General features: G+C 70.2%; 26 protein-coding genes and 1 pseudogene. 16 read left to right on the top strand and 11 right to left on the bottom strand.

Annotation, left to right across the window (positions count from 1 at the left end; all coding sequences use genetic code 11):
* Positions 1 to 77: 77 nt before the first annotated feature.
* From RHCRD62_RS10235 to RHCRD62_RS10245, 3 genes are all read right to left on the bottom strand, one after another.
* A complete protein-coding gene (locus RHCRD62_RS10235; protein ID WP_050064626.1) occupies positions 78 to 569 on the bottom strand; it encodes a DUF1990 domain-containing protein in 492 nt (163 codons plus the stop codon).
* A gap of 85 nt (positions 570 to 654) precedes the next feature.
* Positions 655 to 1,842, bottom strand: a complete 1,188-nt coding sequence (locus tag RHCRD62_RS10240) for a CaiB/BaiF CoA transferase family protein (protein WP_050064627.1) — start codon at positions 1,840 to 1,842, stop codon at positions 655 to 657.
* A gap of 1 nt (position 1,843) precedes the next feature.
* Positions 1,844 to 3,046, bottom strand: a complete 1,203-nt coding sequence (locus RHCRD62_RS10245; protein ID WP_050065197.1) for an acyl-CoA dehydrogenase family protein — start codon at positions 3,044 to 3,046, stop codon at positions 1,844 to 1,846.
* 189 nt (positions 3,047 to 3,235) lie between these two features.
* Here RHCRD62_RS10245 and fabG point away from each other — a divergent pair, with 189 nt between their 5' ends.
* Genes fabG through RHCRD62_RS10275 form a run of 6 tightly spaced genes read left to right on the top strand, consistent with a single transcriptional unit; the run spans position 3,236 to position 7,997 of the window.
* Entirely contained in the window at positions 3,236 to 3,976 is a 741-nt protein-coding gene (gene fabG / locus RHCRD62_RS10250; protein WP_050064628.1) for a 3-oxoacyl-ACP reductase FabG, read from the top strand.
* A 48-nt stretch (positions 3,977 to 4,024) separates the two neighbouring features.
* Entirely contained in the window at positions 4,025 to 5,236 is a 1,212-nt protein-coding gene (locus RHCRD62_RS10255; protein WP_050064629.1) for an acetyl-CoA C-acetyltransferase, read from the top strand.
* Between the two features lies 1 nt (position 5,237).
* Entirely contained in the window at positions 5,238 to 5,693 is a 456-nt protein-coding gene (locus RHCRD62_RS10260; RefSeq protein WP_050064630.1) for a MaoC family dehydratase, read from the top strand.
* Positions 5,690 to 6,211: an acyl-CoA thioesterase gene (locus tag RHCRD62_RS10265; protein ID WP_050064631.1), complete on the top strand. Its 522-nt coding sequence runs from the start codon at positions 5,690 to 5,692 to the stop codon at positions 6,209 to 6,211. Before RHCRD62_RS10260 ends, RHCRD62_RS10265 begins: the two co-directional genes overlap by 4 nt.
* Before the next feature lie 35 nt (positions 6,212 to 6,246).
* The gene (locus tag RHCRD62_RS10270; RefSeq protein ID WP_050065198.1) at positions 6,247 to 7,131 is read left to right on the top strand and encodes a LysR family transcriptional regulator; all 885 of its coding nucleotides are present in this window, start codon (positions 6,247 to 6,249) and stop codon (positions 7,129 to 7,131) included.
* Complete coding sequence (locus RHCRD62_RS10275; RefSeq protein ID WP_050065199.1) at positions 7,131 to 7,997, top strand: LysR family transcriptional regulator; 867 nt, start codon at positions 7,131 to 7,133, stop codon at positions 7,995 to 7,997. Before RHCRD62_RS10270 ends, RHCRD62_RS10275 begins: the two co-directional genes overlap by 1 nt.
* Here RHCRD62_RS10275 and RHCRD62_RS10280 read toward each other — a convergent pair.
* On the bottom strand, positions 7,994 to 8,593 hold the full coding sequence (locus RHCRD62_RS10280; protein WP_050064632.1) for a TetR/AcrR family transcriptional regulator: 600 nt from the start codon (positions 8,591 to 8,593) through the stop codon (positions 7,994 to 7,996). The two genes, RHCRD62_RS10275 and RHCRD62_RS10280, sit on opposite strands and share 4 nt — an antisense overlap.
* A 69-nt stretch (positions 8,594 to 8,662) precedes the next feature.
* On the opposite strand from RHCRD62_RS10280, the gene RHCRD62_RS10285 reads away from it, so the two are divergent.
* Complete coding sequence (locus RHCRD62_RS10285; RefSeq protein WP_253277279.1) at positions 8,663 to 9,208, top strand: hypothetical protein; 546 nt, start codon at positions 8,663 to 8,665, stop codon at positions 9,206 to 9,208.
* On the opposite strand, the gene RHCRD62_RS10290 is transcribed toward RHCRD62_RS10285, so the two are convergent.
* Positions 9,205 to 9,969 carry an SDR family NAD(P)-dependent oxidoreductase gene (locus tag RHCRD62_RS10290; protein ID WP_050064633.1) on the bottom strand — a complete coding sequence of 255 codons (765 nt, stop codon included), beginning with the start codon at positions 9,967 to 9,969 and terminating at the stop codon, positions 9,205 to 9,207. The two genes, RHCRD62_RS10285 and RHCRD62_RS10290, sit on opposite strands and share 4 nt — an antisense overlap.
* 273 nt (positions 9,970 to 10,242) lie before the next feature.
* Between RHCRD62_RS10290 and RHCRD62_RS10295 the strand changes: the two genes are divergently transcribed.
* Genes RHCRD62_RS10295 through RHCRD62_RS10315 form a run of 5 tightly spaced genes read left to right on the top strand, consistent with a single transcriptional unit; the run spans position 10,243 to position 16,053 of the window.
* Complete coding sequence (locus RHCRD62_RS10295; RefSeq protein WP_084734249.1) at positions 10,243 to 11,502, top strand: CoA transferase; 1,260 nt, start codon at positions 10,243 to 10,245, stop codon at positions 11,500 to 11,502.
* Positions 11,499 to 12,689, top strand: a complete 1,191-nt coding sequence (locus RHCRD62_RS10300; RefSeq protein WP_050064635.1) for an acyl-CoA dehydrogenase family protein — start codon at positions 11,499 to 11,501, stop codon at positions 12,687 to 12,689. The genes RHCRD62_RS10295 and RHCRD62_RS10300 overlap by 4 nt, the downstream gene beginning before the upstream one ends.
* Before the next feature lie 31 nt (positions 12,690 to 12,720).
* Complete coding sequence (locus RHCRD62_RS10305) at positions 12,721 to 13,878, top strand: acyl-CoA dehydrogenase family protein (protein ID WP_050064636.1); 1,158 nt, start codon at positions 12,721 to 12,723, stop codon at positions 13,876 to 13,878.
* A gap of 31 nt (positions 13,879 to 13,909) precedes the next feature.
* Complete coding sequence (locus tag RHCRD62_RS10310) at positions 13,910 to 15,052, top strand: acyl-CoA dehydrogenase family protein (protein WP_050064637.1); 1,143 nt, start codon at positions 13,910 to 13,912, stop codon at positions 15,050 to 15,052.
* A 26-nt stretch (positions 15,053 to 15,078) separates the two neighbouring features.
* On the top strand, positions 15,079 to 16,053 hold the full coding sequence (locus RHCRD62_RS10315; protein ID WP_050065201.1) for an acyl-CoA dehydrogenase family protein: 975 nt from the start codon (positions 15,079 to 15,081) through the stop codon (positions 16,051 to 16,053).
* Here the strand turns inward: RHCRD62_RS10315 and RHCRD62_RS10320 are convergent.
* Positions 16,043 to 17,109, bottom strand: a pseudogene (locus RHCRD62_RS10320) (enoyl-CoA hydratase/isomerase family protein). The gene RHCRD62_RS10315 and the pseudogene RHCRD62_RS10320 overlap by 11 nt on opposite strands.
* An 89-nt stretch (positions 17,110 to 17,198) precedes the next feature.
* Here RHCRD62_RS10320 and RHCRD62_RS10325 point away from each other — a divergent pair.
* From RHCRD62_RS10325 to RHCRD62_RS10335, 3 genes are all read left to right on the top strand, one after another.
* Positions 17,199 to 18,326: a CoA transferase gene (locus tag RHCRD62_RS10325; protein WP_050064638.1), complete on the top strand. Its 1,128-nt coding sequence runs from the start codon at positions 17,199 to 17,201 to the stop codon at positions 18,324 to 18,326.
* Complete coding sequence (locus RHCRD62_RS10330) at positions 18,323 to 19,732, top strand: amidohydrolase family protein (RefSeq protein ID WP_050064639.1); 1,410 nt, start codon at positions 18,323 to 18,325, stop codon at positions 19,730 to 19,732. The genes RHCRD62_RS10325 and RHCRD62_RS10330 overlap by 4 nt, the downstream gene beginning before the upstream one ends.
* Before the next feature lie 65 nt (positions 19,733 to 19,797).
* A complete protein-coding gene (locus tag RHCRD62_RS10335; RefSeq protein WP_050064640.1) occupies positions 19,798 to 20,592 on the top strand; it encodes a FadR/GntR family transcriptional regulator in 795 nt (264 codons plus the stop codon).
* Positions 20,593 to 20,604: 12 nt separating this feature from the next.
* Here RHCRD62_RS10335 and RHCRD62_RS10340 read toward each other — a convergent pair whose 3' ends face one another.
* Entirely contained in the window at positions 20,605 to 21,618 is a 1,014-nt protein-coding gene (locus RHCRD62_RS10340; protein WP_050064641.1) for a MaoC family dehydratase, read from the bottom strand.
* A 3-nt stretch (positions 21,619 to 21,621) separates the two neighbouring features.
* Complete coding sequence (locus tag RHCRD62_RS10345) at positions 21,622 to 22,506, bottom strand: HpcH/HpaI aldolase/citrate lyase family protein (protein ID WP_050064642.1); 885 nt, start codon at positions 22,504 to 22,506, stop codon at positions 21,622 to 21,624.
* Positions 22,507 to 22,557: 51 nt separating this feature from the next.
* Between RHCRD62_RS10345 and RHCRD62_RS10350 the strand changes: the two genes are divergently transcribed.
* A complete protein-coding gene (locus tag RHCRD62_RS10350) occupies positions 22,558 to 23,739 on the top strand; it encodes an acyl-CoA dehydrogenase family protein (protein ID WP_050064643.1) in 1,182 nt (393 codons plus the stop codon).
* A 4-nt stretch (positions 23,740 to 23,743) separates the two neighbouring features.
* Here RHCRD62_RS10350 and RHCRD62_RS10355 read toward each other — a convergent pair whose 3' ends face one another.
* From RHCRD62_RS10355 to RHCRD62_RS10365, 3 genes are all read right to left on the bottom strand, one after another.
* The gene (locus RHCRD62_RS10355) at positions 23,744 to 24,511 is read right to left on the bottom strand and encodes a 2-phosphosulfolactate phosphatase (RefSeq protein WP_050064644.1); all 768 of its coding nucleotides are present in this window, start codon (positions 24,509 to 24,511) and stop codon (positions 23,744 to 23,746) included.
* Between the two features lie 66 nt (positions 24,512 to 24,577).
* On the bottom strand, positions 24,578 to 24,961 hold the full coding sequence (locus RHCRD62_RS10360) for a PaaI family thioesterase (protein ID WP_050064645.1): 384 nt from the start codon (positions 24,959 to 24,961) through the stop codon (positions 24,578 to 24,580).
* 76 nt (positions 24,962 to 25,037) lie between these two features.
* A complete protein-coding gene (locus tag RHCRD62_RS10365) occupies positions 25,038 to 25,814 on the bottom strand; it encodes an enoyl-CoA hydratase (RefSeq protein WP_050064646.1) in 777 nt (258 codons plus the stop codon).
* Positions 25,815 to 25,905: the final 91 nt, after the last annotated feature.

Here is a 25,905-nt window from a genome sequence, read left to right on the forward strand (position 1 = left end):
CACACGTCTCCCCGTATGCACTGGGGCATTGCGCGCGCACCGGGGGTGCGGACGCAGGAAAAGGGCTGCGCGACACGTCAGAGGGCGGCGAGGTAGCGGTCGCTGATGCGACGCTGAACCGATCGCGCCGGCACGGCGCCGAGACGCGACCACCAGAGCGCGGGACGCGAGAACGCGGTGATCGTGAGGACGACCGAGTCGTCGGCGCACCATTCGACGCAGAACAGTTCCTCCCCGCGTTCGGGGTGACCGGTCAGGGTGCCGTACGCGAAGCCGCGTCTGCGGGGCTCGTCGACGACGTACACGATCTCGCAGTGCGCGACGACCGGCAGCGGGCCCACCCGGATTCGGAGGCGCACCCGGTCCCCGACCTCGACACGACCACCCGACACCCGCACTCCGGCGCGCTCGTGCAGCGTCCACGAGCGCAACTCGTCGGCAGCGCGCTCGAACAGCGCGCCACCGGTCCCGAGCACGCGCGAACGCTGCACGTGGTGGTACCCGTCCGGCAGCTCGTGCGCGGTGGCGCCGACTTCCCGGTAGGTGAGGCGTCGCTCGCGAGTGCGCATGGTTATCGACCATTGCACACGGGAATTGACCGCGCAGCGCAGGTGCGGACGCGGCGAACGGGGTGCGCCAACCGCACCTCGAACGTCAGCCCACGACCCCCGTACCGCGCAGTGCGGCGATCCGGTCGCCGTACCCGAGTTCGGTGAGCACGGCATCGGTGTGCGCGCCGAGCGGCGGCACGTCACCCATGCGAAGTTCGGTGTCGCGGAACGTCATCGGCGGCAGCAGCGCCCACACCGGCCCTGTGGGGGTCTCGACCTCACGCCATCGCTCCCGCTCCTGCAACTGTGGGTGCGCGACGAGACCCGCCACGTCGCGGACCTGCGCAGCGGGAACCCCGACCTCCGCGAGCCGGACGTCGAGGTCGCGGGTCGTCCAGCCGGACGTCTCCGCGGCGACGGCGGCATCGCACTTCGTGCGGTTGCGGACCCGGTCGACGTTGGTGCGCAGCTCCGGGTCGTCGGCGAGGTCAGGACGGCCGAACACATCGACGACGAGTGCACGCCAGCCGCGATCGTTCTGGACGCCGATCAGGATCTCGCCGTCACAGGTCGGATAGGCGTCGTAGGGCGCGATCGTCGCGTGACTCAGACCCATCCTCGGGACCTGCCGGTCGGCGTACATCTGCACGTACATCGGGTGGCCGAGCCACTCCGCGGTCGCGTCGAACATCGAGACGTCGACGGTCGCGCCGACCCCGAACCGTTCGCGGCGCAGGAGCGCGGACACCACCGAGTTCAGCGCGTACATCCCTGCGGCGATGTCGGCCGTCGGGATTCCCGTCTTCGTCGCGGTCTCGGGGGTTCCGGTGACCGACACGAGTCCCGCTTCCGCCTGGATCAGCAGGTCGTACGCGCGACGGTCCCGCATCGGTCCCGCCGTCCCGTAGCCGGACAGGTTCACCACCACGAGACGGGGATCGCGGTCGCGCAGTGCGTCGGCGTCGAGTCCGAGACGGTTCACGGCGCCGGGCGCGAGGTTCTGCACGAACACGTCCGCGCGGGCGACGAGATCCCGGACGAGCGCGACGCCCTCCGCCGACTTCAGGTCGACGGCGACCGACTCCTTGCCGCGGTTCAGCCAGACGAAGTGCGACGCCTGACCTCGCACGGTGTCGTCGTAGGCGCGCGCGAAGTCGCCCTCACCGACCCGTTCGATCTTGACGACGCGGGCCCCGAGGTCCGCGAGGTGCCGCGTCGCGAGCGGGGCCGCGACGGCCTGCTCGAGAGCCACCACCAGGTAGCCCTCGAGCGGAAGCGGACCGGTCGCCACGTCAGACGGCCTTCGAGGCGGCCCTGAGGAGTCCGCGGCCGATGATCGTGCGTTGGATCTCGCTGGCGCCCTCGTACAGGCGCAGCAGGCGGACGTCGCGGTAGATCCGCTCGACGGGAACGTCCCGCATGTAGCCGCTGCCGCCGTGGATCTGCACGGCGAGGTCCGCGACCTTGCCGACCATCTCGGTGCAGTACAGCTTCGCCACCGATGGCGCGATGCGCCGGTCCGTCTCCTCGACCCACGCCCGCGCCGCGTCTCGGACCAGCGCACGGCCCGCCATGACTCCGGTCTGCTGGTCGGCGAGCATCGCTTGCACGAGCTGGAACTCCCCGATCGGGCTGCCACCCTGGGTGGCGGTCGCGGCGTAGGTGACGGACTCGTCGAGTGCGCGCTGCGCCTGCCCGACCGAGAGCGCGGCGATGTGCACCCGGCCCCGAGCCAGAGACGTCATTGCGGCGCGGTAGCCGGCGTCCTCGTCGCCGCCGACGAGCGCGTCCGCGGGCACCCGCACGTCACTGAAGTGCACGTCCGACGTCCAGGCACCTTCCTGCCCCATCTTGCGGTCCTTCGCCCCGACAGCGACACCCGCTGTGTCGGCGGGGACGAGGAAGACGGCGATGCCTTCGCCGTTCGCGTCGCGGGGCCGGGTGCGGGCGAACACCACGAACAGGTTCGCGAGCGGGGCGTTGGTGATGAACCGCTTCTCCCCGGTGATCACCCAGTCATCGCCGTCGCGGACCGCCCTGGTGCGCAGGCCTGCCGGGTTGGAGCCCGCGCCGGGTTCGGTCAGTGCGAACGACGCGACGACGTCGCCGGACGCGATCGGCTCGAGCCACCGCTTCTTCTGCTCGTCGGTGCCGAACCCGACGAGCACCTGCCCGGCGATGCCGTTGTTGGTACCGAACATCGACCGCAGCGCCAACGACGTGTAGCCGAACTCCATCGCGAGTTCGGCATCCTGCGCGAGGTTCAGCCCGAGTCCGCCCCACTGCTGCGGGATGGCGTACCCGAACAGACCCATCTCCTTTGCCGCGTCGCGGATGTCGTCCGGGATCGCGTCGGTGTCGGCGATCTCCTGTTCCCGCGGGACCACGACGGAACGGATGAAGCGCCTGGTCTGCGCGAGGATCTCGGCGAAGTCCTCGGCGCCGACCTCGGCTCCACCTGGAATCACGGCACCGGCCGGAACAGCAGTCGTCATGTCATCCACCATCACCGGCCGGCGCGCCCGCGTCCAATACGAATCGGCCTACCCCTTCGTTAGTCAATTCGGATCGCGGATCCGGCGCTCGACCCTTCCTTCGCGAACGGGGCCGTGGTTAGGGTGAATTCGGCCCGCGCCACGTCACGTTCGGCGGCGCCCCACCCCGTACCGATTCGAGGAGTTCCCATGCAATTGCTGTCCGACCGTACCGCCGTGATCACCGGTGGTGCACAGGGAATCGGCTTTGCGATCGCCGAGCGCTTCATCGCCGAGGGTGCTCGCGTGGTTCTCGGTGACATCGACGAGTCAGCCGTGCAGGAGGCGGCGAACAAGCTCGGCGGCGCCGAGGTGGCGCGCGGCGTGCGCTGCGACGTGACCTCCGGCGACGACGTCCAGGCGATGCTCGACACCGCCCTCGAGGCGTTCGGCGGCCTCGACGTGCTCGTCAACAACGCAGGCATCACCCGCGATGCCACGATGCGGAACATGACCGAGGAGCAGTTCGACCAGGTCATCGCCGTGCACCTCAAGGGGACGTGGAACGGTCTTCGGCTGGCGTCGCCGATCATGCGCGAGCGTAAGTCCGGCTCGATCGTGAACCTGTCGTCCCTGTCGGGGAAGGTCGGCCTGGTCGGGCAGACGAACTATTCGGCCGCGAAGGCGGGCATCGTCGGCATGACGAAGGCGGCAGCGAAAGAACTTGCGCACCATGGTATTCGCGTCAACGCGATCGCACCGGGCCTGATCCGGTCGGCGATGACGGAGTCGATGCCGCAGAAGGCGTGGGATCAGAAGATGGCGGAGATCCCGATGGGTCGTGCGGGCGAGGTCGAGGAGGTCGCGAATGTCGCCCTGTTCCTGGCATCGGACCTGTCGTCCTACATGACGGGCACCCGGCTCGACGTCACCGGCGGACGATTCATGTGACATCCGCTGCGTCAAAGCTTGATTCACCCACTCGAAGGAGACATCACCATGCGTGAAGCAGTGATCTGCGAGCCGGTGCGTACCCCGATCGGTCGCTACGGCGGAACGTTCAAGGCCCTCACCGCCGTCGACCTCGGTGTCACCGCATTGCGGGGCATGATCGAGCGCACCGGCATCGCGCCCGGCGACATCGAGGACGTGATCCTCGGCCACTGCAACGGCAACAGCGAGGCCCCCGCCATCGGCCGCGTCGTCGCACTCGACGCCGGACTGCCCGTCACCGTGCCCGGCATGCACGTCGACCGTCGCTGCGGCTCCGGCCTGCAGGCCGTGATCCAGGCGGCGATGCAGGTGGCGGCCGGCGACAACGACCTCGTCGTCGCGGGCGGAACCGAGTCCATGAGCAACGCGGCGTTCTACTCCGTCGACATGCGGTGGGGCGGCTCCCGCGGCGGAGTGCGGATTCACGACGGCCTGGCGCGCGCCCGCGAGACCGCGGGCGGTCGCCACCACCCCGTCCCCGGCGGGATGCTGGAGACGGCCGAGAACCTGCGCCGCGAGTATGCGATTCCCCGCGAGGAGCAGGACCGGCTCGCGATGAACTCGCACCTTCGCGCGGTCGCCGCGCAGCAGTCGGGTCTGCTCGCGGAAGAGATCGTGCCGGTCACGGTGCCCGGTCGGCGCGGCGACACCGTCGTCGACACCGACGAGCACCCCCGCGCCGACACCACGATGGAGTCGCTCGCCGCGCTCGAGCCGGTCCTGGCGAAATCCGATCCGGCCGCGACCGTCACCGCGGGCAACGCCAGCGGCCAGAACGACGCCGCCGCGATGTGCATCGTCACCACACCGGAGAAGGCGGCCGAACTCGGACTGCGTCCTCTGGTGAAGCTGGTGTCCTGGGGCCTGGCCGGTGTCGCTCCGAAGGTCATGGGCATCGGACCCGTCCCGGCCACGGAAGTGGCGCTGCGCAAAGCGAATCTGACACTCTCCGACATCGACCTCATCGAACTCAACGAGGCGTTCGCCGCGCAGGCACTGGCCGTGATGCGCGAGTGGAAGTTCACCGACGCCGACCAGGACCGCACCAACGTCCTCGGATCCGGTATCTCCCTCGGCCATCCCGTCGGCGCGACCGGGGTGCGCATGCTCGGCACCCTGGCCCGCGAATTGCACCGCCGCGGTGGCCGATACGGTCTCGAGACGATGTGCATCGGCGGCGGCCAAGGCCTGGCCGCGATCTTCGAAAAGGTGGCGTGACGTGACAACGACCTTCGACAGCCTCGACGCGCTGGACGCCGCACTCGGCGAGCCCCTCGGCCCCGGCGAGTGGCTGACCGTCGAGCAGGACCGGATCGATGCCTTCGCCGACACCACCGGCGACCACCAGTGGATCCACGTCGACCCCGAGCTGGCGGCGTCCGGGCCGTACGGCGCGCCCATCGCGCACGGCTACCTGACGCTCTCGCTGCTACCGATCCTCGGCGGCGGCCTGTACACGATCGGCACGGGCTCGGCACGGGTCAACTACGGCAGCAACAAGGTTCGCTTCCCGTCCCCGGTCCGCGTCGGATCCCGGATCCGGGCGACCGCGACGCCGGTCGCGCTCGACCGCAAGGATTCGGGAGCATTCCTGACCACGAAGTTCGTCGTCGAGATCGAGGGCTCCGACAAGCCGGCCTGCGTCGCCGAAGTCGTGACGCTGATCGTGCCATGACCGTCGCCGGGCGGGTGGACGGTCACCCGGTCACGCGTCGGGTGACCGTCCACCTCCGGCAGCAGGACCTGAGCCCGTCGGGGCACGTCGGCAACGCGTCGACGGTCGGTGTGCTCGAGGAGGCCCGCACGGTCTTCCTCGGGCACGCCCGGCCCGGCCGCGTCGGCTACGTCGACGGCATCCTGGAGGTCCTCGGCGAGCGGGCCCGGATGCTGATAGGGCAGCAGACCGTCGAGTACACCAGCGAACTCTGGTACACGCATGAACCCCTGTTGGTGTCGCTGTGGATCAGTCACATCGGGCGCTCCAGCTTCTCCGTCGCCGCCACCATCGCCGACCAGTCCGATCCGACGGCGCAGGCGGCAGTGTCGTCCGAGGCGACGATCGTCCTGGTCGACCGCCTGACCGGCAGGCCCTGGCCCATCACCGACGACGTCCGGGACGTCTTCGTCCGGCATCACGGCGACCCGGTCGCGCTGCGGCCTCGCCCCGGTCCGGACGCAGCCGCCGGGCCGTGACACGGGCCGGGCTCCGCCGGTTCTACGATGGTCCGGTGGATCTGCACCTCGCCGCCTACTTCGTCGCGGTGGTCGACCATGGCGGCATCACGAAGGCAGCCAACGCCCTCTACATCTCGCAGCCGTCCCTCTCGCAGGCGATCCGCACCCTCGAACGCCGCCTCGGCACGACCCTGTTCGACCGCAGCGGACGCCAACTCGAACTGACCGAGGACGGCCGCAGACTCGACGTCGCAGCCCGGCAGATCCTGTCCGACGTCGAACGCGCCAAGGAGCGGGTCGCGGCGGTCCGCGAACTCGACGCCGGACGGGTCGACGTCATCGCCTCTTCCACGTTCTCCATCGATCCGATGGTGCGCGTGGTGCGCCGGTTCCGGGACCGGCATCCGCACGTCACAGTGCGCATCCACGACACCCCGGGCGTTCTCGGTGTGCTCGCCGGGCTCCGGCGCGGCTCGGCGGAGATCGGGATCGTCGACCTGGCGACGACGGACACGGCGTCGCTGCGGACGGTGCCGCTGGTGACACAGGAGATGGTGTTGGCCCTGCCGCCTGCGCTGGCGGGCGACGTCCCCGACCCCGCGCCACACGAGCAGGTGCGGGCGCTGCCGCTGATTCTCGACGTCTCCGGGCGCGGCGGCACGAATCCGATCGTCGAGTCGCTCGGCGACGACGCCGCCGTGGTCGTCGACTGCGCACACCCGACCGCGACCTGGGATCTTGTCTCCCGCGGCGCGGGCGTCGCTGTCGTACCGCGGTCGGTGGCGGAACAGCACATCCCCGGTGCCACGATCCGTCGCGTGCATCCGCCGCTGACCAGACAGGTCGGGTTGGTGCTTCGGTCCGGTCCCGCCTCCCCCGCCGCGGAGGCGTTCGTGGAGGCCGCCGTCGACGCGTGCCGCGGCACGGAGGCCGGCTGATGGAGCGCCGCGAACTCGCCTACTTCCTTTCCGTCGCCGAACACGAGGGCATCGGCGGTGCCGCCGCTGCGCTCGGGGTGGCGCAACCGACGATCTCGCAGGCATTGCGCGGGCTCGAACGAGAACTCGGCGTCGCGCTGTTCGTGCGGGTCGGTCGCGGGATGGTGCTCAGCGCGGCAGGGCGCAGCCTCGTCGGGCCTGCGCGCAAGATCCTCCGCGACATCACGGCGGTGCACGACATGCTTGGTGCGTTCGAGGGCGGGCTCACCGGGCACCTCGACATCACCGCGTTCCCGGCGCTGGCACCCGAGGTGGTGCCGCTGGTGGCAGAGTTCCGGCGCGAATACCCCGACGTCGTCGTCGGATTCGGCGAGATGGTCGAGGAGTCGACAGCGGCAGCACTGATCCGGGACGGTCACAGCGAGTTCGTCGTCGCCCACCTTCCGATCGACGACCCGCGACTCGAGGTGATCGAGATCGGCAGTCAGGAGTACTGGCTGGCGTACCCGCCGGGGACACCGCTGCCGGACGGGCCGATTCCACTGGCGGACCTGCCCGACATTCCGATGGTGTTCGTGCCGCAGGGGCCGTCCGTCGCCGACGAGATCCAGGAGGCGATTCGCGACGCCGGGGTGCGGCCCGACCTGGCAGTGCTCGTGGAGCACAGGGAGGCCCGAATCCCCATGGTGCTCGCCGGAATCGGCGGAACCATCATCGAGCGGTCCCTCGCGGAGGCGGTCGCCGACCGCGCCGTGGTTCGGCCCGTCGAACCCCCGATCACCCGGTCCTTCGGGGTCGCGTTCGACGCGGCCACGCTGTCCCCGGTCGGGCAGGCGTTCGCCGACCTCGTTCGGGGTCGCGCCTAGGGGCTGCCGCCCGCCACCAACGCATCGATGTGCGCGTCGAGCACGGCACCGATCCGGGCGGCGTCCATTCGACGGGGATGGTTGACACCGTGGGCCGCGAGCCCGTCGACCAGAGCGTGCAGCCGCATCGCCTCGACCTCCGCCGACGCCCCGCGCAGAATCCCCGCATCCTGCAGTGCCGTGGTGACCTGCAGCATCGCGTCGTACACCGCCTCGTCACTGCGGTCTCGAACCTCCGCGAGAGTGGGATCGGTTCGTGCCGCGACGACGAACGACTGCCACACGTCCATCTCCACCCGACGGGTGTCGTCGAGAGGGACGAACTGGTCGACGAGGACCCGCGCGTCGACAAGCAGTTCACCCGTTGGCTCGATGTCCGCGATGCGCTCGGTGACCCGGCGGATCACCAGTTCCATCGCGAACAGCAGCAGTTCGGACTGCGTACCGAAGAAGTGTCTGAGTGAGCCCGTGGACATGCCGGCCTCTTCTGCGACGGTCCGCACGCTCGCGGCGCCGACACCGGCCCGCCGGATCACTCGCAGTACGGCGTCGGCGATCTCCTCGCGACGCTCCTCGGGGTCAGGGCGCTTCACCACGAATCAAAACTAACACAGTCGTGCTAGCGTTCGGGACATCGCTAGTACAGTCGTGACAGAAATGGGGGAATGGTTGTGATCGTCCAGCTGATCGTTGCGTGCGAGATCCTGTTCTGGGTGTTCCTCGGAGCCGGCCTGATCGCGCGCTACCTCTTGCGTCTGCCCTCGGTCGGCACTGCGCTTCTCATCGGCGCCCCCCTTGTGGACGTCGTCCTGCTCGTCGCCACCGCGATCGACCTCCGAAGCGGCAGCACCGCGTCGTGGAGTCACGGTCTCGCCGCCGCCTACATCGGGTTCTCGGTCGCCTTCGGCCACAGCATCATTCGGTGGGCAGACGGCCGGTTCGCGCACCGGTTCGCCGGAGCGCCCGCACCCGCGAAGCCGCCCCGATACGGCCGGGCACGGGCCGTGCGGGAGTGGCGCGAATTCGGCAAGGCGGTGGTGGCGTCGGCGATTGCGTGTGGACTGCTGTTCGCCGCGATCACCTTCGTCGACGACCCCTCCCGCACCGCCGCCCTCACGGACTGGATCCGAACGCTCGGCGTCGTGGTTGCCCTGTGGGGCGTTGTCGCCGCGAGCTACACGGTCGCTCCCGCCAGGGCCAAGTCGCCCTAACGCGGCGCCATCCTGATCGCGCCGTCGAGGCGGATCGTCTCCCCGTTGAGATAGCCGTTCTCGAGGATCGAGCACGCCAGATGCCCGAACTCGGCGGGACTGCCGAGCCGCGACGGGTTCGGCACCGACGCCTCGAGTCCCGCGCGCACGTCGTCGCGCAGCCGGGCCAGCAGCGGGGTGTCCATGATGCCGGGGGCGATGGTGTTGACGCGGATGCGTTTGCCTGCGAGGTCGCGGGCCGCGACGATCGTCATACCGACCACGCCGCCCTTCGATGCGCTGTAGTTGATCTGCCCGATCTGCCCTTCGAAGGCGGCGACCGACGCCGTCATGACGATCGCGCCGCGCTCGCCGTCCCGCTCGTCCTGGCGCGCGATGCGCTCGGCGCCGAGACGCAGCGCGTTGAACGATCCGATCAGATTCAGCCTGATCACGAACTCGAAATCCTCGAGCGAACCGGCGTTGCCGTCCTTGTCGAGGATGCGCATCCGGCGGCCCGCGCCCGCGCAGTGCACGACTCCGCGCAGGCCGTCCTTCGCATCGGCGACGTCCAGTGCCGCGGCGAACTGCTCCGCGTCGGTGATGTCGGCGGCGACGAACTCGGTGGGACCGCCGAGCTCCTTCGCGACCTCCGTCCCGTCGGAGGTCGGCAGGTCGACGATCGTGACGAGTGCGCCCGCGTCGACGAGCCGGCGTGCGGTGGCCAGACCCAGCCCGGAGGCGCCGCCGGTGACGGCGACCGAGGTTCCCTTGAGCTCCATTGGTGTGCTTTGCCTTTCACTTTCGAGGTCGGCTCGACGTCCGCCGAAGCACTGCAGTCGAATCAAGCACGCGCCGCGCGCACCGGGCAATGACTTTCCACGGATACGCGACATAGGCGCAGGCTATGAACGCCGCGTTCATTGGCACCCGCTAACCCGCCGATAGGCAAGTGTGAGGGGGCACCGGCTCGATATCGGGGCACGATGGACGGGGCACGTTGCGACGCGCCACAGACCACGACGCGAACTGGTTCAGGCAAAGGAGTGCACCCGGTGACCGACCCCACGACACAGCCCCTGACGGGCACCCGGATCGTCGAGGTGTCCAGCTTCGTCGCGGTTCCGCTCGCCGGGATGACGCTCGGCCAGCTCGGCGCCGACGTCACGCGCGTCGACCCGATCGGCGGCGCCGCCGACTACAAACGCTGGCCGCTGACCTCGGACGGGGAGTCGATCTACTGGGCGAGCCTGAACAAGGGCAAGCGGTCGCTGGCCGCGAACTTCCGCGACCCCGAGGCTCAGGCGCTGATCGCCGACCTGGTCGTCGACGCGGGCGTCTTGATCTCCAACGTCGCCGGCCGCGACTGGATGGACTACGACACGCTCGCCGCGCGCCGCCCCGACCTGGTGCACGTCCAACTGCTGGGCCGCGCGAACGGCGGAGCCGCGGTGGACTACACCGTCAACGCCGCCATGGGGTTTCCGCTCGTCACCGGACCCGTCGGAACGTCCTCCCCCGTGAACCACGTCCTCCCCGCCTGGGACATCGCCGCGGGCCTGTACACGGCCCTGGCTGTGTCGTCCGCGATCCGTCGTCGTGACGCGACCGGCCAGGGCGCGCGCATCGTGCTACCCCTCGAGGATGTTGCGCTGGCGACCGTCGGCAACCTCGGCTACCTGGCGGAAGCCCAGTTCGGCGGCCCCGACCGCGAGCGGCTCGGTACTGCCGTGTACGGCACGTTCGGCACCGACGTCGTGACCTCCGACGGCGTCCGCTTCATGCTCGTGGCCCTGACCCCGCGACATTTCGCGGATCTGACCGGTCTGACCGGAACGACCGATGCCGTCAAGGCACTGGAAACCGCTCTCGGCGTGGACTTCCGCGACGAGGGGACACGGTTTCGACACCGAGACACCCTGTCCAGCCTGATCCGCTCGTGGTTTCTGGAACACACCGCGGAGGAAGCAACCGCCGCGCTGGCGTCGAGTTCGGTTCTGCACGAACGGTATCGGACGTTCCGCGAACTGGCCGCCGACCCGCTGGTCACCGACAACCCGATGTTCTCCGTGCTGGACCAGCCGCGAATCGGACCGCACCTCGCCGCCGGCCTGCCGATGTCGATCGACGGCGGCCGCGCCGCGCCCCGGCCCGCGCCGGCGAACGGTGACGACACCGCCGAGGTGCTCACCACGCGTCTCGGGCTGGATGCCGATCGCCTCGCCGACCTCACCGGCCGCGGAGTCGTGAAGGTCGCCGCGGCGAAGGCCGCAATGGACAATTTCGCCCCGAGAGAGACGAAGGACCACGCATGACCAGACTCGCCCAGACCCCCGGACTGACCGAGTTCCAGTCCGACATCCTCGGTGCGGTGCGGACATTCGTGGACAAGGAGATCATCCCGAACGCGCAGGAACTCGAGCACTCGGACACCTACCCGCAGGCGATCGTCGACCGGATGCGGGAGATGGGCCTGTTCGGTCTGATGATCCCGGAGGAGTACGGCGGCCTCGGCGAGTCACTGCTCACCTACGCGCTGTGCGTCGAGGAACTGGCGCGCGGCTGGATGAGCGTCTCCGGTGTCATCAACACCCACTTCATCGTCGCGTACATGATCCGCCAGCACGGCACCGAAGCGCAGAAGCAGCACTACCTGCCGCGCATGGCGACCGGTGAGGTCCGCGGCGCGTTCTCGATGTCGGAACCCGAGCTCGGATCCGACGTCGCGGCGATCCGCACGCGCGCCACCCGCGACGGCGACGGCTACGTGATCAACGGCCAGAAGATGTGGCTGACGAACGGCGGCAGCTCGACTCTCGTCGCCGCGCTGGTGAAGACGGACGAGGGCGCCGACAGGGCACACCAGAACCTGACGACGTTCCTGATCGAGAAGCCCGCAGGCTTCGGCGAGGTCGTCCCCGGCATCACCATCCCCGGGAAGATCGACAAGATGGGCTACAAGGGCATCGACACCACGGAGCTGGTCTTCGACGGCTACCGCGCGTCGGCCGACGACATCCTCGGCGGCACACCGGGGCTCGGGTTCGGCCACATGATGGACGGCGTCGAGGTCGGACGCGTCAACGTCTCCGCCCGCGCCTGCGGGATCGCGATCCGCGCCTTCGAACTCGCCGCCCGCTACGCCCAGCAGCGCACGACGTTCGGGAAGCAGATCGTCGAACATCAGGCGATCGCGTTCAAGCTCGCGGAGATGGCCACCAAGGTCGAGGCCGCGCACCTGATGATGGTCAATGCGGCCCGGCTCAAGGACTCCGGCGAACGCAACGACGTCGCGGCCGGGATGGCGAAGTACCTCGCCAGCGAGTACTGCGCCGAGGTGACGCAGGAGAGCTTCCGCATCCACGGCGGCTACGGCTACTCCAAGGAGTACGAGATCGAGCGGCTGATGCGCGAGGCCCCGTTCCTGCTCATCGGCGAGGGCACCAGCGAGATCCAGAAGACCATCATCAGTAAGGGCGTCCTGCGCAGCTACCGCATCTGACGCCCGCACCACCGACTGAATCGAGACCCCGATGCAACGAAGCATCCTCCGACCCGAGCACGACGAGTTCCGTTCCATGGTCCGCGATTTCATCGCCAAGGAGGTGGCGCCGCACCGCGAGGAGTGGGACGAGGCGGGCAACCCGCCGCGCGAGTTCTTCCACCGACTCGGCGAACTCGGCATCCTCGGAGTCCAGGTACCGGAGGAGTTCGGCGGCGGTGGCGAGTCGAGCTTCATCTACAACAGCATCGTGTTCGAGGAGATCGCCAAGGCAGGCGTCTCGTTCGGCTCGTACACGGTGCACTGCTGCCTGATCCTGCCGTACCTGATGGAGTACGGCACTGACGAGCAGCGCAAGCGGTGGCTGCCCGACTTCGCCTCCGGCCACCTGATGACGGCGATCGCGATGACCGAGCCGGGCACCGGGTCGGACCTCGCCAACATCGCCACCACCGCCCGTCTGTCCGATGACGGAAGCCACTGGATCGTCAACGGCGCCAAGACGTTCATCACGGGTGGCGCGACCGCCGACCTGGTGCTGACGGTGTGCCGCACCGCACCGTTCGACGCGGACGACCGGCGTGCGGGCCTGTCGATCATCTGTGTCCCCACCGAGTCGGAGGGATTCACCGTCGGACGCAAGCTGAAGAAGATCGGCCTGCGACAGCAGGACACCGCCGAACTGTCGTACAGCGATGTCAGGGTTCCGGTCGAGAACCTGCTCGGTGAGGAGGGAGCCGGGTTCGGCTACCTCACCCACAACCTGCCCCAGGAACGACTGAGCATCGCGCTCAACGGTGTCGCGCACGCCGAAGCCGCGATCGGACACGCCACCGCATACGTGAAGGAGCGCACCGTGTTCGGCCGACCGGTCGCCGACTTCCAGAACACCAAGTTCGTGCTGGCGGAGTGCTCCGCCGAGGTCCAGGCGGCCCGGATCTATGTCGACCAGGCACTGCTCGCCCTCGACGCGGGCGAACTGTCGGTACCGGACGCGGCGCGGGCGAAACTGTTCTGCACGGAGATGGCGGGACGCGTCATCGACAAGTGCCTGCAACTGCACGGTGGATACGGGTACATCCAGGAGTACCCGATCGCCCGTCTCTACGAGGACACCCGGGTGAGCAGGATCTACGGTGGAACCAGCGAGGTGATGAAGACGATCATCTCGAAGGACCTGGGACTGTAGACACCCGCAGCGCACACCTTCCGGAGGACACATGCACTCACCGCTGGTCCCGGCGGCGACCACACCCGATCCCGCGACCGAGACTCTGCGCGCCGAGGTCCGCGCCTTCCTGCGCGAGCAGATCGACGCAGGCGTCTTCATCCCCGGCGTCGACACGTGGCTGACGCGCTGGGACCCGGAGTTCACCCGAGCGCTCGCCGAACGCGGCTGGGTCGGCATGACGATCCCCACCGAGTACGGCGGTCACGGCAGGACGTTCATGGAACGGTTCGTCGTCACCGAGGAACTGCTTGCGGTGGGTGCTCCCGTCGCCGCCCAGTGGGTCGCCGACCGGCAGGCGGCTCCGTCGTTACTCAAGTACGGCACCGAGGAGCAGAAGCGGCGGTTCCTGCCCGGAATCGCGCGCGGCGAGATCTGCTGGGCCATCGGCATGTCCGAGCCGGAGTCGGGATCCGACCTGGCGAGCGTCCGTACGAAGGCGGTGCGCGTGAACGGCGGCTGGGCGATCACCGGAACCAAGCTGTGGACGTCCGGCGCGCACCACGCGGACGCCTTCTTCGCGCTCGCCCGGTCCGCGCCGCTCGACCCGGCACACCGACACGACGGACTCAGCCAGTTCATCGTGCTCCTCGACTCCCCCGGTGTCACGATCCGGCCGATCCTGTCGATGTCCGGCGATCACCACTTCAACGAGGTGCTGCTGGACAACGTCGTCGTCCCCGACGAACTGGTGCTCGGCACGATCGGTGACGGGTGGGCGCAGGTCACGTCCGAACTCGGCTACGAACGCAGCGGACCGGAACGGTTCCTGTCCACGTTCACGCTGCTCGGAGCGACGGTCGACGAGATCGCGGCGGGCCGGATGCCCGCCGATCCGCGGGTCGGGGCCCTTGTCGGCCGGCTCGTCGGCCTGCACCACATGTCGACGGCAGTGTCGGAGGCGCTCGAGCGTCGGGAGAAGGCGGACGTCGCGGCGTCGGTCGTGAAGGTGCTCGGCACCGCCACCGAGGGAGACGTCGCGGATCTCGCCGCCGAACTGAGCGACGAGGACGCCCCCGCCGCCTTCAGAGAACTCGTCGACGCGGGAGCGATGCAGCGGCCGGGATTCACCCTCCGCGGTGGAACGAGTGAGATTCTGCGCGGCGTGATCGCGCGGGGACTGGGGATGCGGTGAGCACCGAACTGGACGACCTGACCCGCATGCTGGACGAGGTCTTCGAAACCGCCGGGACGGCACCGGATTTCGACCCGACCCTGTGGAAGACGCTGACGGACCTCGGCCTGACCCGGTTGACCGGCACCGAGGACGTGGGCGGCAGCGGCGGCGACTGGACCGAGGCAGCCGTCCTCCTGGCCGCCGCCGGCGCGAGCGCCGCACCCGCTCCCCTCGCGGAGAACGACCTGCTCGCCGGCTGGCTCGCCGACTCCGCAGGACTGGACCCGGTTCACGCCGGTACGGTGCGCACGGTCGCGGTGCTCGGATCCGACGGTGTCGCACATCATGTTCCGTGGGCGCGGACTGCCGACCTGCTGGTGCTGCTGTGGCCGAGCGGCGACGGCTGGCGGGTCGGGCAGGTCGAACGCACGGACGTCGATCTCGTCGAGGGCACCAACCTCGCCGGTGAGCCCCGGGACCGGGTGACCGTCGACCCGGCATCCCGGAGCGGGGTCGCGACCGCGGGCACCGTCGCACGGGAGCTGCACCTGCGCGGCGCACTGGCCCGAGCGCTGGCGATGACCGGGGCGTCGGGCCGGGTACTCGACATCGTCGTCGCTCACACGACCACCCGAACCCAGTTCGGCCGGCCCGTCGCCGCGTTCCAGGCCGTTCAGCATCTCGTCGCGGACATCGCCACCCACGACGCGCTCGGCCGCGCCGCCACCGAGGCCGCTGTCGCCGCGGTCCTCACCCACGGATTCGATTCCACGGCAACCGAGTTCGCGATCGCGGCGGCACGATCCTGCACCGGGCACGCCACCGCGACGGTCGTCCGCAACGCCCATCAGGCGATGGGCGCCATCGGGTTCACCGCCGAGCACGACCTGCACCGGTTCACCAACAGGCTGCTGTCGTGGCGCGGCGAGTTCGGCTCGCTGCGCTCCTGGGACGACGCCCTCACCAGCGCCGCCGCCGTCGCGGGCGGAGATGGCCTGTGGGAGTTGATCAGCGGCTGATCTCGTCGATCAACGACCACGCGAGCGCCGTCTCGGTGTCGAGTGCGGCGCCGGTGACGCACAGCCAGTAGGCACGGTGCCGCCCGATCCGGCGCGGGATGCTGACGCAGCCGCCTGCCCCGGGGATCAGTCCCATCGACACCTCGGGCAGCCGGAACACGGTGCCCTGCGCGGCGACGATGCGGGATGCGAAGGCGGGCACCTCGATGCCCGCTCCCACGCAGCTGCCGTGCACGCGGACCTCGACGCGGTCGGCGAGCGCGGCGACCGGTAGCGCGGCCCCGGCTCTCGTCCGGATCAGGTGCGCGGTCCCCAGGTCGGGAGTGGTACCGAACTCGTCGAGGTCGCCGCCCGCCGAAAACACCGGGCCCGCGCCGTCGAGCAGGACGGAGGTAATGGTGTCATCGGCCAACGCGAGGCGCAGCGCCTCGACGAGACCGTCGCGGACCTCGGCGCCGTACGCGTTGCGGCGTTGCGGCGTTCCGGCCGGTTGAGGGTGATGTGCAGGCGGTCGCCGTCCCGGTCGACGAGCACCGGCTGCTGCGGGGACGGCGGCGGCAGCGGCCGTGGCCCCCGGCCGACGATCCACCGCCGGAACCCGGGCGTCCCGAGAAGTGTGGAATAGCCGAGGGATTCGACGTCGAGGGCCTCCGGAACCGACAGCGTTTCCGATGCCCGGAGCACATGCGCGAGGACCATCGCCGCATGCTCCTGGTCCGCGACGGCACCCACCAGGTCGTCCAGAGCGGACACGGGATCGGGCGCGGCGACCACCGGCGTCTGCGACGCCGACCCGAGCGGGGCGACGGTGGTGTCGAGCGCCGCGGCAACCGCGAGCTGTTCGGGCGTGAGCGGCTCCGGTCGGGTGCGGAGCCCGACCAGCAGCCGCACCGGGGTACGTGCCCGGTACACGGCGCGTGCGGCGGTGGCCGCGTCGACGTCGGCGTCGAGGTCCACGACGACCAGCGGCTCGTCGACCGCGGCGTCGTCGGTGAGCAGCGGCAGATCGGCGGCCCCGTCGGCGAGCGCGGCAGGGGTGACGACAAACAGGCCCATCGCCCCAGCGTGCCAGACGATCGCGCCGCGCTGGGCAGTCCCACCTGCACGACAACGGTCCACCGGCAGCGGGCGGTGCCCGCCGTACGATCGGGCCCGCTGCCGAGACTCCCCCGTCCCGCCGGGTACGTGACTGGGCGGAGTCCGGTGTCGCGGCGCTCACCGGTCGCCCGGACGGGCCACCGCTCGTGCCGCCCGGGGATGCCGCGACCGTCGGCGGCAGCGGCAGGCTGCTCCGCACGGCCGACGGCTTGGCTGCGGTGTCCTGCGCCCGTCCCGACGACCCGGCGCTGCTGGGGGCGCTCATCTGCGCAGAGGTGGACCCGGCAGATCCGTGGCCCGCGGTGACGGCGTGGCTGGCGTCCCATTCGGGTGCCGAACTCGCCGATCGCGCGGAGATGCTCGGGATCGCCGCGGCTCCCGTGCAGCCGCCCACCCCGCCGGAGCCGCTGCCCCTCGCTCCCCCGCGGTCGGTGGACGGACTGCTCGTCGTGGACTTCGGGTCGCTGTGGGCGGCGCCGCTGTGCGCGCACCTCCTCGGTCTGGCGGGGGCGCGGGTGGTGAAGGTCGAGACGCCGTCGCGGCCGGACGGTGCACGTCGCGGGAACCCCGGCTTCTACGCCCTGCTGCACGGCGGCCACGAATCCGTGTGCCTCGATCCCGGCCGGCCCGCGGACCGTGCCGCTCTGTCGGAACTGGTGGCCGCCGCCGACGTCGTCGTCGAGGCGTCGCGCCCGCGCGCGCTGGCCGGGTTCGGGCTCGACGCCGAGGAATCGGTGGCGCGGGGCACGACCTGGGTGTCGATCACCGCGGCCGGGCGGGCAAGCGGGCGTGTCGGATTCGGTGACGACGTCGCGGCCGCGGCCGGCCTGGTGGCCCGTGACGCCGACGGACCGATGTTCGTGGGCGACGCGATCGCCGATCCCCTGACCGGCCTCGCCGCGGCCGCGCTCGCCTGCTCCGCCGATGCGCCGGGACGGCTGATCGAGGTGTCCATGACCGATGTCGTGGCCGCCACCCTGACCGACTCCCGGGAGGCGTCCCCCACCGCCCGGCAGGACGGGCACCGCTGGGTGGTCGACACCGAGAACGGGGTGGCCGAGATCGTCAAACCGCGGACCCGCCCGGCGACCGGGGAGGCCCCGGAACTCGGCCGCGACACCGCCACGGTGCTGCGTTCACTGGGCATCCGGACCTCGGGAGTGTCGACGCTGTGACCGAGCCGCTGCTGATCGTGGATGCCGAGGTCGACGGCCTCGCCGGCGTCGATGTCCGCGTCGAGGGCGGCCGGGTGGTCGAACTCGGGCACGGCCTGTCCCGCCGCGGCGCCGAGGTGGTCGGCGCGGCAGGCGGCGCCCTGATCCCCGGCCTCACCGATCATCACCTGCACCTGCACGCGACCGCGGCCGACGCGGTGTCGGTGCGCTGCGGGCCGCCCGCGGTGACCACCCGGGATGCACTACGCGACGCCCTCGCGTCGGCGCCCGCGGACCCCGCGGGGTGGGTGCGCGGGGTCGGGTACGTGGAGTCGGTCGCCGGTGACCTCGATGCCGCTGCCCTGGACCGGCTCTGCCCGGACCGGCCGGTCCGGATCCAGCACCGCAGCGGGGCGATGTGGATGCTCAACTCGGCGGCGGCCCGCGCGGCCGGGCTCGCGACCACGGACCATCCGGGGGCCGAGCGGGACGGCACGGGCGAACCGACCGGCCGGGTGTGGCGGGCGGACAGCTGGCTGCGAACCCGCCTGCCCGCGACTCGGCCACCGTCGCTTGCGACGGTCGGGGCGGCACTGACGGATTTCGGGATCACCTCGGTGACGGACGCGACCCCGGACCTGGCGCCGGAGTCGCAGAGCGCGATCTCGGACGCGATGACGTCCGGCGAGCTGCCGCAACGGGTGCACCTGCTCGGGGCTCCGCTGTGTGGCCACGTCCCCGGCACACGGCATCTGACAGTCGGTCCGTACAAGATCGTGCTCGCGGACTCCGGTCTGCCCGAACTGTCCACCCTCGCGGACACGATCGCCGCCGCGCATGCCGTCGGCCGTCCCGTCGCGGTGCACTGTGTGAGCCGCGAGGCCCTGCTGATCCTGCTCGTCGCGCTCGACGACATCGGCACGATTCCCGGAGACCGGATCGAACACGGCGCGTTGGTTCCCCGTGAAACACTCACGCGCATAAGAGCTCTCGGGCTGCGGGTCGTCACCCAACCCGGGTTCCTCTGCGACCGGGGCGACGACTACCTGCGCGACGTCGACCCGGTCGACCTGCCGGACCTGTACCGGTGCCGGTCACTCGTCGACTCGGGCATCCCCCTCGCCCTGTCCAGCGACGCACCCTACGGACCGCTGGACCCGTGGCAGGTGATGGCCGCGGCCGTGGACCGTCGGGCCCGCACCGGCGCGACCGTCGGCGCGGGCGAGCGGCTCACCGCCGCGGAGGCACTGGACGGCTACCTCGCACCCGCAACCGATCCGGGCGGTGCGCCGCGCCGCGTCGTGGTGGGCGCCGACGCGGACCTGGTACTGCTGCACGGTCCTCTCGCCGATGTGCTGGCGACGCCGTCCGCCGACGCGGTGCGACGAACCTGGACGCACGGCGACGCCGACGCGTTCGGCCGCTGAACCCCAGATGGTTTACTGAGTGGACGACGTCCGGGCGAGGCGGACGCACTGGCGGGAGGGCACCGGTGGCTGACAAGACGTTTGCGCCGGTCTTTCACTCCCCCAGCGCCGCCACCAGGCCGATCCGGACGCCGAAAACCGCCGAGATCGTCGCGAACACACTGCGCAAGATGATCATCGACGGGGCGCTGAAGGACGGCGACCACCTACCCCACGAAGCCGATCTGATGGACCGCTTCGCCATCAGCAGACCGACATTGCGGGAAGCGATCCGCGTACTCGAATCCGACGGCCTCGTTGCGGTCCGGCGCGGATCACGATCCGGCGCCCGCGTGTGCGTCCCCGGCCCCGAGGTCGTGGCCCGGCCCGCGGCCCTGCTGATGGAACTGTCCGGTACGACGGTCGCCGACCTGTTCGTGGCCCGCGAGGCCGTCGAACCCGACGCGGCCCGCGTCCTCGCGGTGGCGGGCACCGACGAGGACTTCGACGAACTGGCCCGGATGGTCGAGGAGGACCTGCCCGCGTCCTACGCGTCGAAGACGCTGGTCGCGGGACTGTCGGCGTTCCACCTGCGGGTGGTTCAGCTGTCCGGCAACGCACCGCTCGCGATCACCGCGGGGATGCTCTTCGAACTGACCCGACACGACACCGGCCCCGCGGTCCTCGAGACGTCCGAGGAACGTGAGCTGTACGCGGCGAACCTGAAGCTCGCGGTCCGCTCCTGCCGCCGCCTGATCCGCCTGCTACGCGCCCGCGACGCCGACGGCGCCTTCTCGCACTGGCGCAAGCACGTCGTCAACGCGCGCCCCTTCCTCATCGACGGACGCGACGAGGAAGAGGTCCGGGACGCGCCGAACTGATTCGTCCGTTCCTCAGGCGAACAGCGCCGTGAACCGCCAGTCCAGCACCGGCGCAGGCTCTGAGCCGCCCCGGTGCACGTGCACGATCGACCTCAGGTCGAGGGTGCCGCCGCCCCCGGACAGCGGCGTCGCCGACACGACGTACAGGTCGCTGGTGAGGGTGTCGCCCTCCGCGACGGGTCCGGTGTGATCGCACGACTGCCAACCGAGGACCGTAACCATGTTCGGCAAGGCGCGTGCGGCCTGCCCGAGCGCGACGCCGATCGTGTGCCCGCCGTAGACGAGTCGGCCTGCGGCACCGACCCGCTCGTCGTGGTGGGTGGCGGCGATGTTGAGCGTCAGCCGCGCGAGCTCGGGCGCGCTGGTGACGACGTCACCGCTGGAGGTGAATCGAGTTCCGACCAGGTCGGCGTCGAAATGTGCTCCGGGAACCCGATTTCGGAAGGCAGCCAGGTCGATCCCCTCGGGCGTCGACCAGTCGAGCCTCCCACCCGAACCGATCGCGGACAGGTCCGCGGAGCGCACCACGGTCGCCGGATCAACCCCTGGATGCACCGGCAGCATCGCGCAACGGTGGAAGTCGAGGACCGTGCGATCGTCCTGGTCGACGGTCGTCATCCGCAGTGCCGCAAGTCCCGTCGCGGCACGGCCGGGCTTGACCGAGTTGCTCTTGAGTCCGACCACCTCGGTGGTGGTCCGCAGGGTGTCGCCGATCAGCGGCAGACGATGCAACTGCAGTCCGCGATAGAAGAGGTTCGCCTTCACGTGGTGGGTCGCCAGAGTGGACTGGCCGATCGCGACATCGGTGACCAGGCCTGGATGCGCGAGCGGGCCGCCCGCGACGGCCGTCGACAGGTGGGCGTCGAGCGGCAACCGCAGCCGGTCGCCGAGGATCGCGTGGTGCGTGGCGGCGAGCCCGTCGGTGAGGGTGACGGCGGGCGCGGTGTCGAAGACCTGCCCGACGCCCAGTTCGTCGAAGTAGGGTCCGCCGACGGCGACGGTGCGGGTGAACTCGGGTTCGGTCACAGGTCAGGCTCCGATCTGGGCGAGGGTGCGGCGGGCCGCGACGGCGACGGCCTGGTCGAGCATCCGGCCGTCGAGAAGTGCTGCGCCCACACCGCGCCCGGCGGCGGCGTCCAGCACCTCGAGAACGCGGCGGGCGTGCTCGATCTGGGTGGCGGTCGGGGTGAAGGTGTCGATGGTCGTGGCGATCTGCGCGGGATGGATGACCCACTTGCCGTCGAACCCTAGGTCGGCGCTCCAGTGCGCGGCGCGGCGGAACTCCTCGTCGTCAGCGGTACCGAGGTGCGGCCCGTCGATCGCCTGCACGCCGGCGGCGCGCGCGGCGTGCAGAATCCGATCCTGGACGTAGAGCCACTGCCGCGGCGGCGCGGTCGCCGAACGCCCCAGTGCGGCACCAAGATCCGCGTAGCCGATGATCACCGAGTCCACTCGCGGACCACGGACGATCTCGCCGATGTTCTCGACGCCTGCGGGTGTCTCCACCAGGGCCTGGATGCGAAGGTCGCAGCCGGCAGGCAGTCCGTTGGCAGCGACCGTCAGGGGTGCGGCCGACTCGACCTTGGGGATCACGATCGACGCCAGTCCGGGTGCCGCTGCCACGGCGGCGAGGTCGGCGGCGAACCACTCGGTGTCGGGCCCGTTCACTCGCACCGAGACGGTGCGGTCGCGTCCGAACTCGGCGGCGAGCGCGACGGCGAGGTCGCGGGCCGCGTCCTTCTCGGCCGGCGTCACGGCGTCTTCGAGGTCGAGGACCACCTCGTCGGCCTGCGAGGCGAGCGCCTTGCGGGCCTTGCGGTCGTCGGAGCCGGGCGCAACCAGCGCTGCTCGGCGGCGTACTGCTTTCACGGTTGATCCCTCACGTTCGGCAGGCAATGCGGTACGTACAGCCATTGACATTTGTACCACTCCTCAATGAATATGGCCGTACAAAGTTGCCCCAGCATGCTGCCCGCTGATCGTGAGGACGCCGTGAGCCACAACCTGAACGCCGAAGAAGCCTTCCTGGTCAGAACGGTGCGCGAGTTCGTCGACCGCGAGGTCAAGCCGAGGGTGCAGGAGGTCGAGCACGCGAACGAGTACCCCGAGCAGTGGATCGACCAGATGAAGAAGATCGGTATCTACGGTCTCGCCATCGACGAGGAGTACGGCGGCGCCCCGGTGTCGATGCCCTGCTATGTGCAGGTCACCGAGGAATTGGCCCGCGGCTGGATGACACTGTCAGGAGCGATGGGCGGGCACACCGTCGTCGCGAAACTGATCGGGCTGTTCGGGACCGAGGAACAGAAGCAGAAGTATCTGCCGCGGATGGCAACCGGCGAGGTCCGCGCGACGATGGCGTTGACCGAACCGGGTGGCGGCTCCGACCTGCAGGCCATGTCGACCAACGCCAAGCGCGACGGCGACGACCTCGTCATCAGCGGCGCGAAGACGTGGATCACCAACGCACGACGGTCCGGTGTCATCGCCCTGCTGTGCAAGACCGATCCGGCAGCGACGCCGCGCCACAAGGGGATCTCCATCGTGCTCGTCGAGCACGGGCCCGGACTGACCGTCTCGCGGGACCTGCCCAAACTCGGCTACAAGGGCGTCGAGAGCTGCGAGCTGTCCTTCGACAACTACCGGATCCCGGCCACTGCCATTCTCGGAGGCGAACCCGGCAAGGGCTTCGGGCAGATGATGAAGGGCCTCGAGACCGGCCGTATCCAGGTCGCGTCCCGCGCGCTCGGCGTCGCGGCCGCCGCACTGGAGGACTCGCTTGCCTACGCACAGCAGCGCGAGAGTTTCGGGCAGCCGATCTGGAAGCACCAGTCCATCGGCAACTATCTCGCCGACATGGCCACCAAACTCACCGCCGCCCGGCAGCTCACGCGCTACGCCGCCGAGAAGTACGACGCCGGCGAACGCTGTGACATGGAAGCCGGGATGGCGAAGCTCTACGCGTCCGAGGCGGCAATGGAGATCGCGCTCAACGCGGTCCGAATCCACGGCGGCTACGGCTACTCCACCGAGTACGACGTCGAACGCTACTTCCGGGACGCCCCACTCATGATCGTCGGGGAGGGCACCAACGAGATCCAGCGCAACGTCATCGCCGGACAGCTGGTGTCGCGGGGCGGGATCTGACCGGTCACGAACCCGGCGACCGGTTCAGGAACCGGTCGCCGACGAGGACCGGAACGGCCCAGCTCGCGTCGACCTCAGCCGCGACCACGACATCGGATCGATAGCCGGAGGCGACGAGTTCCCGCCCGGAGGCGCACCGCTCCAACGCCTCCCCCACCCGACCGGAGACCGCGAGCCATGTCGCCGACGCCATCTCGGCCTCCGGCGAGGGATCCAGATCGGGCCGGAGCGCGAGCAGTTTCGCGATCACCGCGCCCGCACCCCACACGTCCTCGGCAGCAGGCCGCAGGGTTCCGTCGCGCCAGCGCTCGCCGGCGGCGATCACGGCGATCGCCGTTCCGCCGACGTGGTTTTCGGCGATCCACGACGCAACGGCGGACGCGTTCCGCAACGCGGCCCCGACGCAGACCCCCGACGCGGCGGCCAACGAATGCGCGATCGAAGAGCCGTTCGGGGACGGCAGGACCAGCCGCTCCAGCACGCCGGCCGAGCGGACGGTGCCGGGCGAGAGGCTCACCTCGCCGTCGGCCGCCGCGTGTCTGCTGACAGCGAGCACCGCGTCGCGGTCGGCCGCGTACTCACCCGCCGAATCGTCCTGCCACCGATAGGGATACACCTCGGTCCCCCTGTCCGCGGCAACCGACAGGGTGGTGGTGAACGACAGCACGTCGACCACCACCGCGACACCGGCGTCGGAGCCGACCGCAGATGCCCCGGTCAGACCCCAGTCGAACCGGATGGAGTGGCCACGCTGCTGATGGGCGGGATTCATCCGCCCACTCTCACACGACGACCCATCCTGCCGGGACAACTGGCATCACCCGGAGTCGAATCCACGCTACGAGGTGGGGCGCTCCAGGTTCGCCAGCCGCACCTGGCCACGCGCGACGAGCTTGCCGTCCTCACCGGTGAGAGTGACGGCCCACAACTGCTGGGTGCGCCCGCGATGGATCGGCAGCGCCTCCGCCGACAGGGTGCCCTCGCTGACCGCGCGCAGGAAGTCGGTGTTGTTGTTGACGCCGACGACGGTGCGGCCGGGGCCCGTCCAGTACTCGGAACCACCGATGCTCGCGAGAGTCTCGACGATCGCGCAGTACACGCCGCCGTGCACGATGCCGAACGGCTGATGATGCTCCGGACCGAGCACCACGGTCGCGGCGACCCGCTCGGGTCCGCTGTCGGTGATGGTGAAGCCGAGGTGTTCGTTGAATCCTGCTGCCATGCTGCTTCTCCTCAATCTCGCTGTCCCACCGGCACTGTCGCCGCGGGATCAGACGTACGAAATCAGACGTACCGAGTCAGGCGTTCTGGGCCCTACCCCGGTCGATCACGGCGGCGCGTCGCTCGGCAACGGTCGCCGGCTGGAAGCCCGCCATCCAGGCCCGGGATGTCGCCTGCTCGACCGCCAGCGCCGGATCCAGCAGATGCGACTCCGCGTCGCGGTAGGAGCGCAGAAGCGTCCGGACGCCCGGCTGATCGTTGCCCGCGACCGCGGCGGCGACCTCCAACGCGGCGGGCAGAAGACGCTCGTGCGGCACGACCTCGGTGACGAGGCCGACGCGCAACGCCTGCTCGGCGTCGACGAAGTTCCCCGACAGGCTCATCCTGCGGGCGAAACCGGGGCCGACGGCCGCGGGCAGTCGGGCCGTCAGTCCCCACCCGGGCAACACCCCGACCCGGGCGTGGGTGTCCGCGAAACGTGCGCGCTCGGACGCGATCAGGAAGTCGCACGCGAGGGCCAGTTCGAGGCCACCGGTGATCGCAGCACCGCCGACGGCGCCGATCAGCGGCTTGGTCAGCGGGCGCCACGGATGCCCGACCGGGATGTCGGCATCGACGATGTCCAGGTTGTCGGCGTTCGCCCCCAGTTCCCGCAGGTCCAGTCCGGCGCAGAACGCCGGATCGGTGCCGGTGAGGACCACCACGTCTACGGCGTCGTCGGCGTCCGCGGCGGCGAGAGCTGCGCGGAGGTCACGGATCAACGCCGCCGACAATGCGTTTCGCGCTTCCGGCCGGTTCAGGGTGAGGACGCGGACACGGCCGTGCTGCGCGGTGAGGAGGATCTGGTCGGGCATCGGGCGCCTCCAGTGGTCGCGGACGATTGTCCCGTCAGCTTACATAACGCTCGCTCAGTTGATGGGCACGGTTTCGCGCACGCGTTCCCAT

It is taken from the genome of Rhodococcus sp. RD6.2, assembly GCF_001040705.1.
Classification (GTDB): domain Bacteria; phylum Actinomycetota; class Actinomycetes; order Mycobacteriales; family Mycobacteriaceae; genus Rhodococcus_G.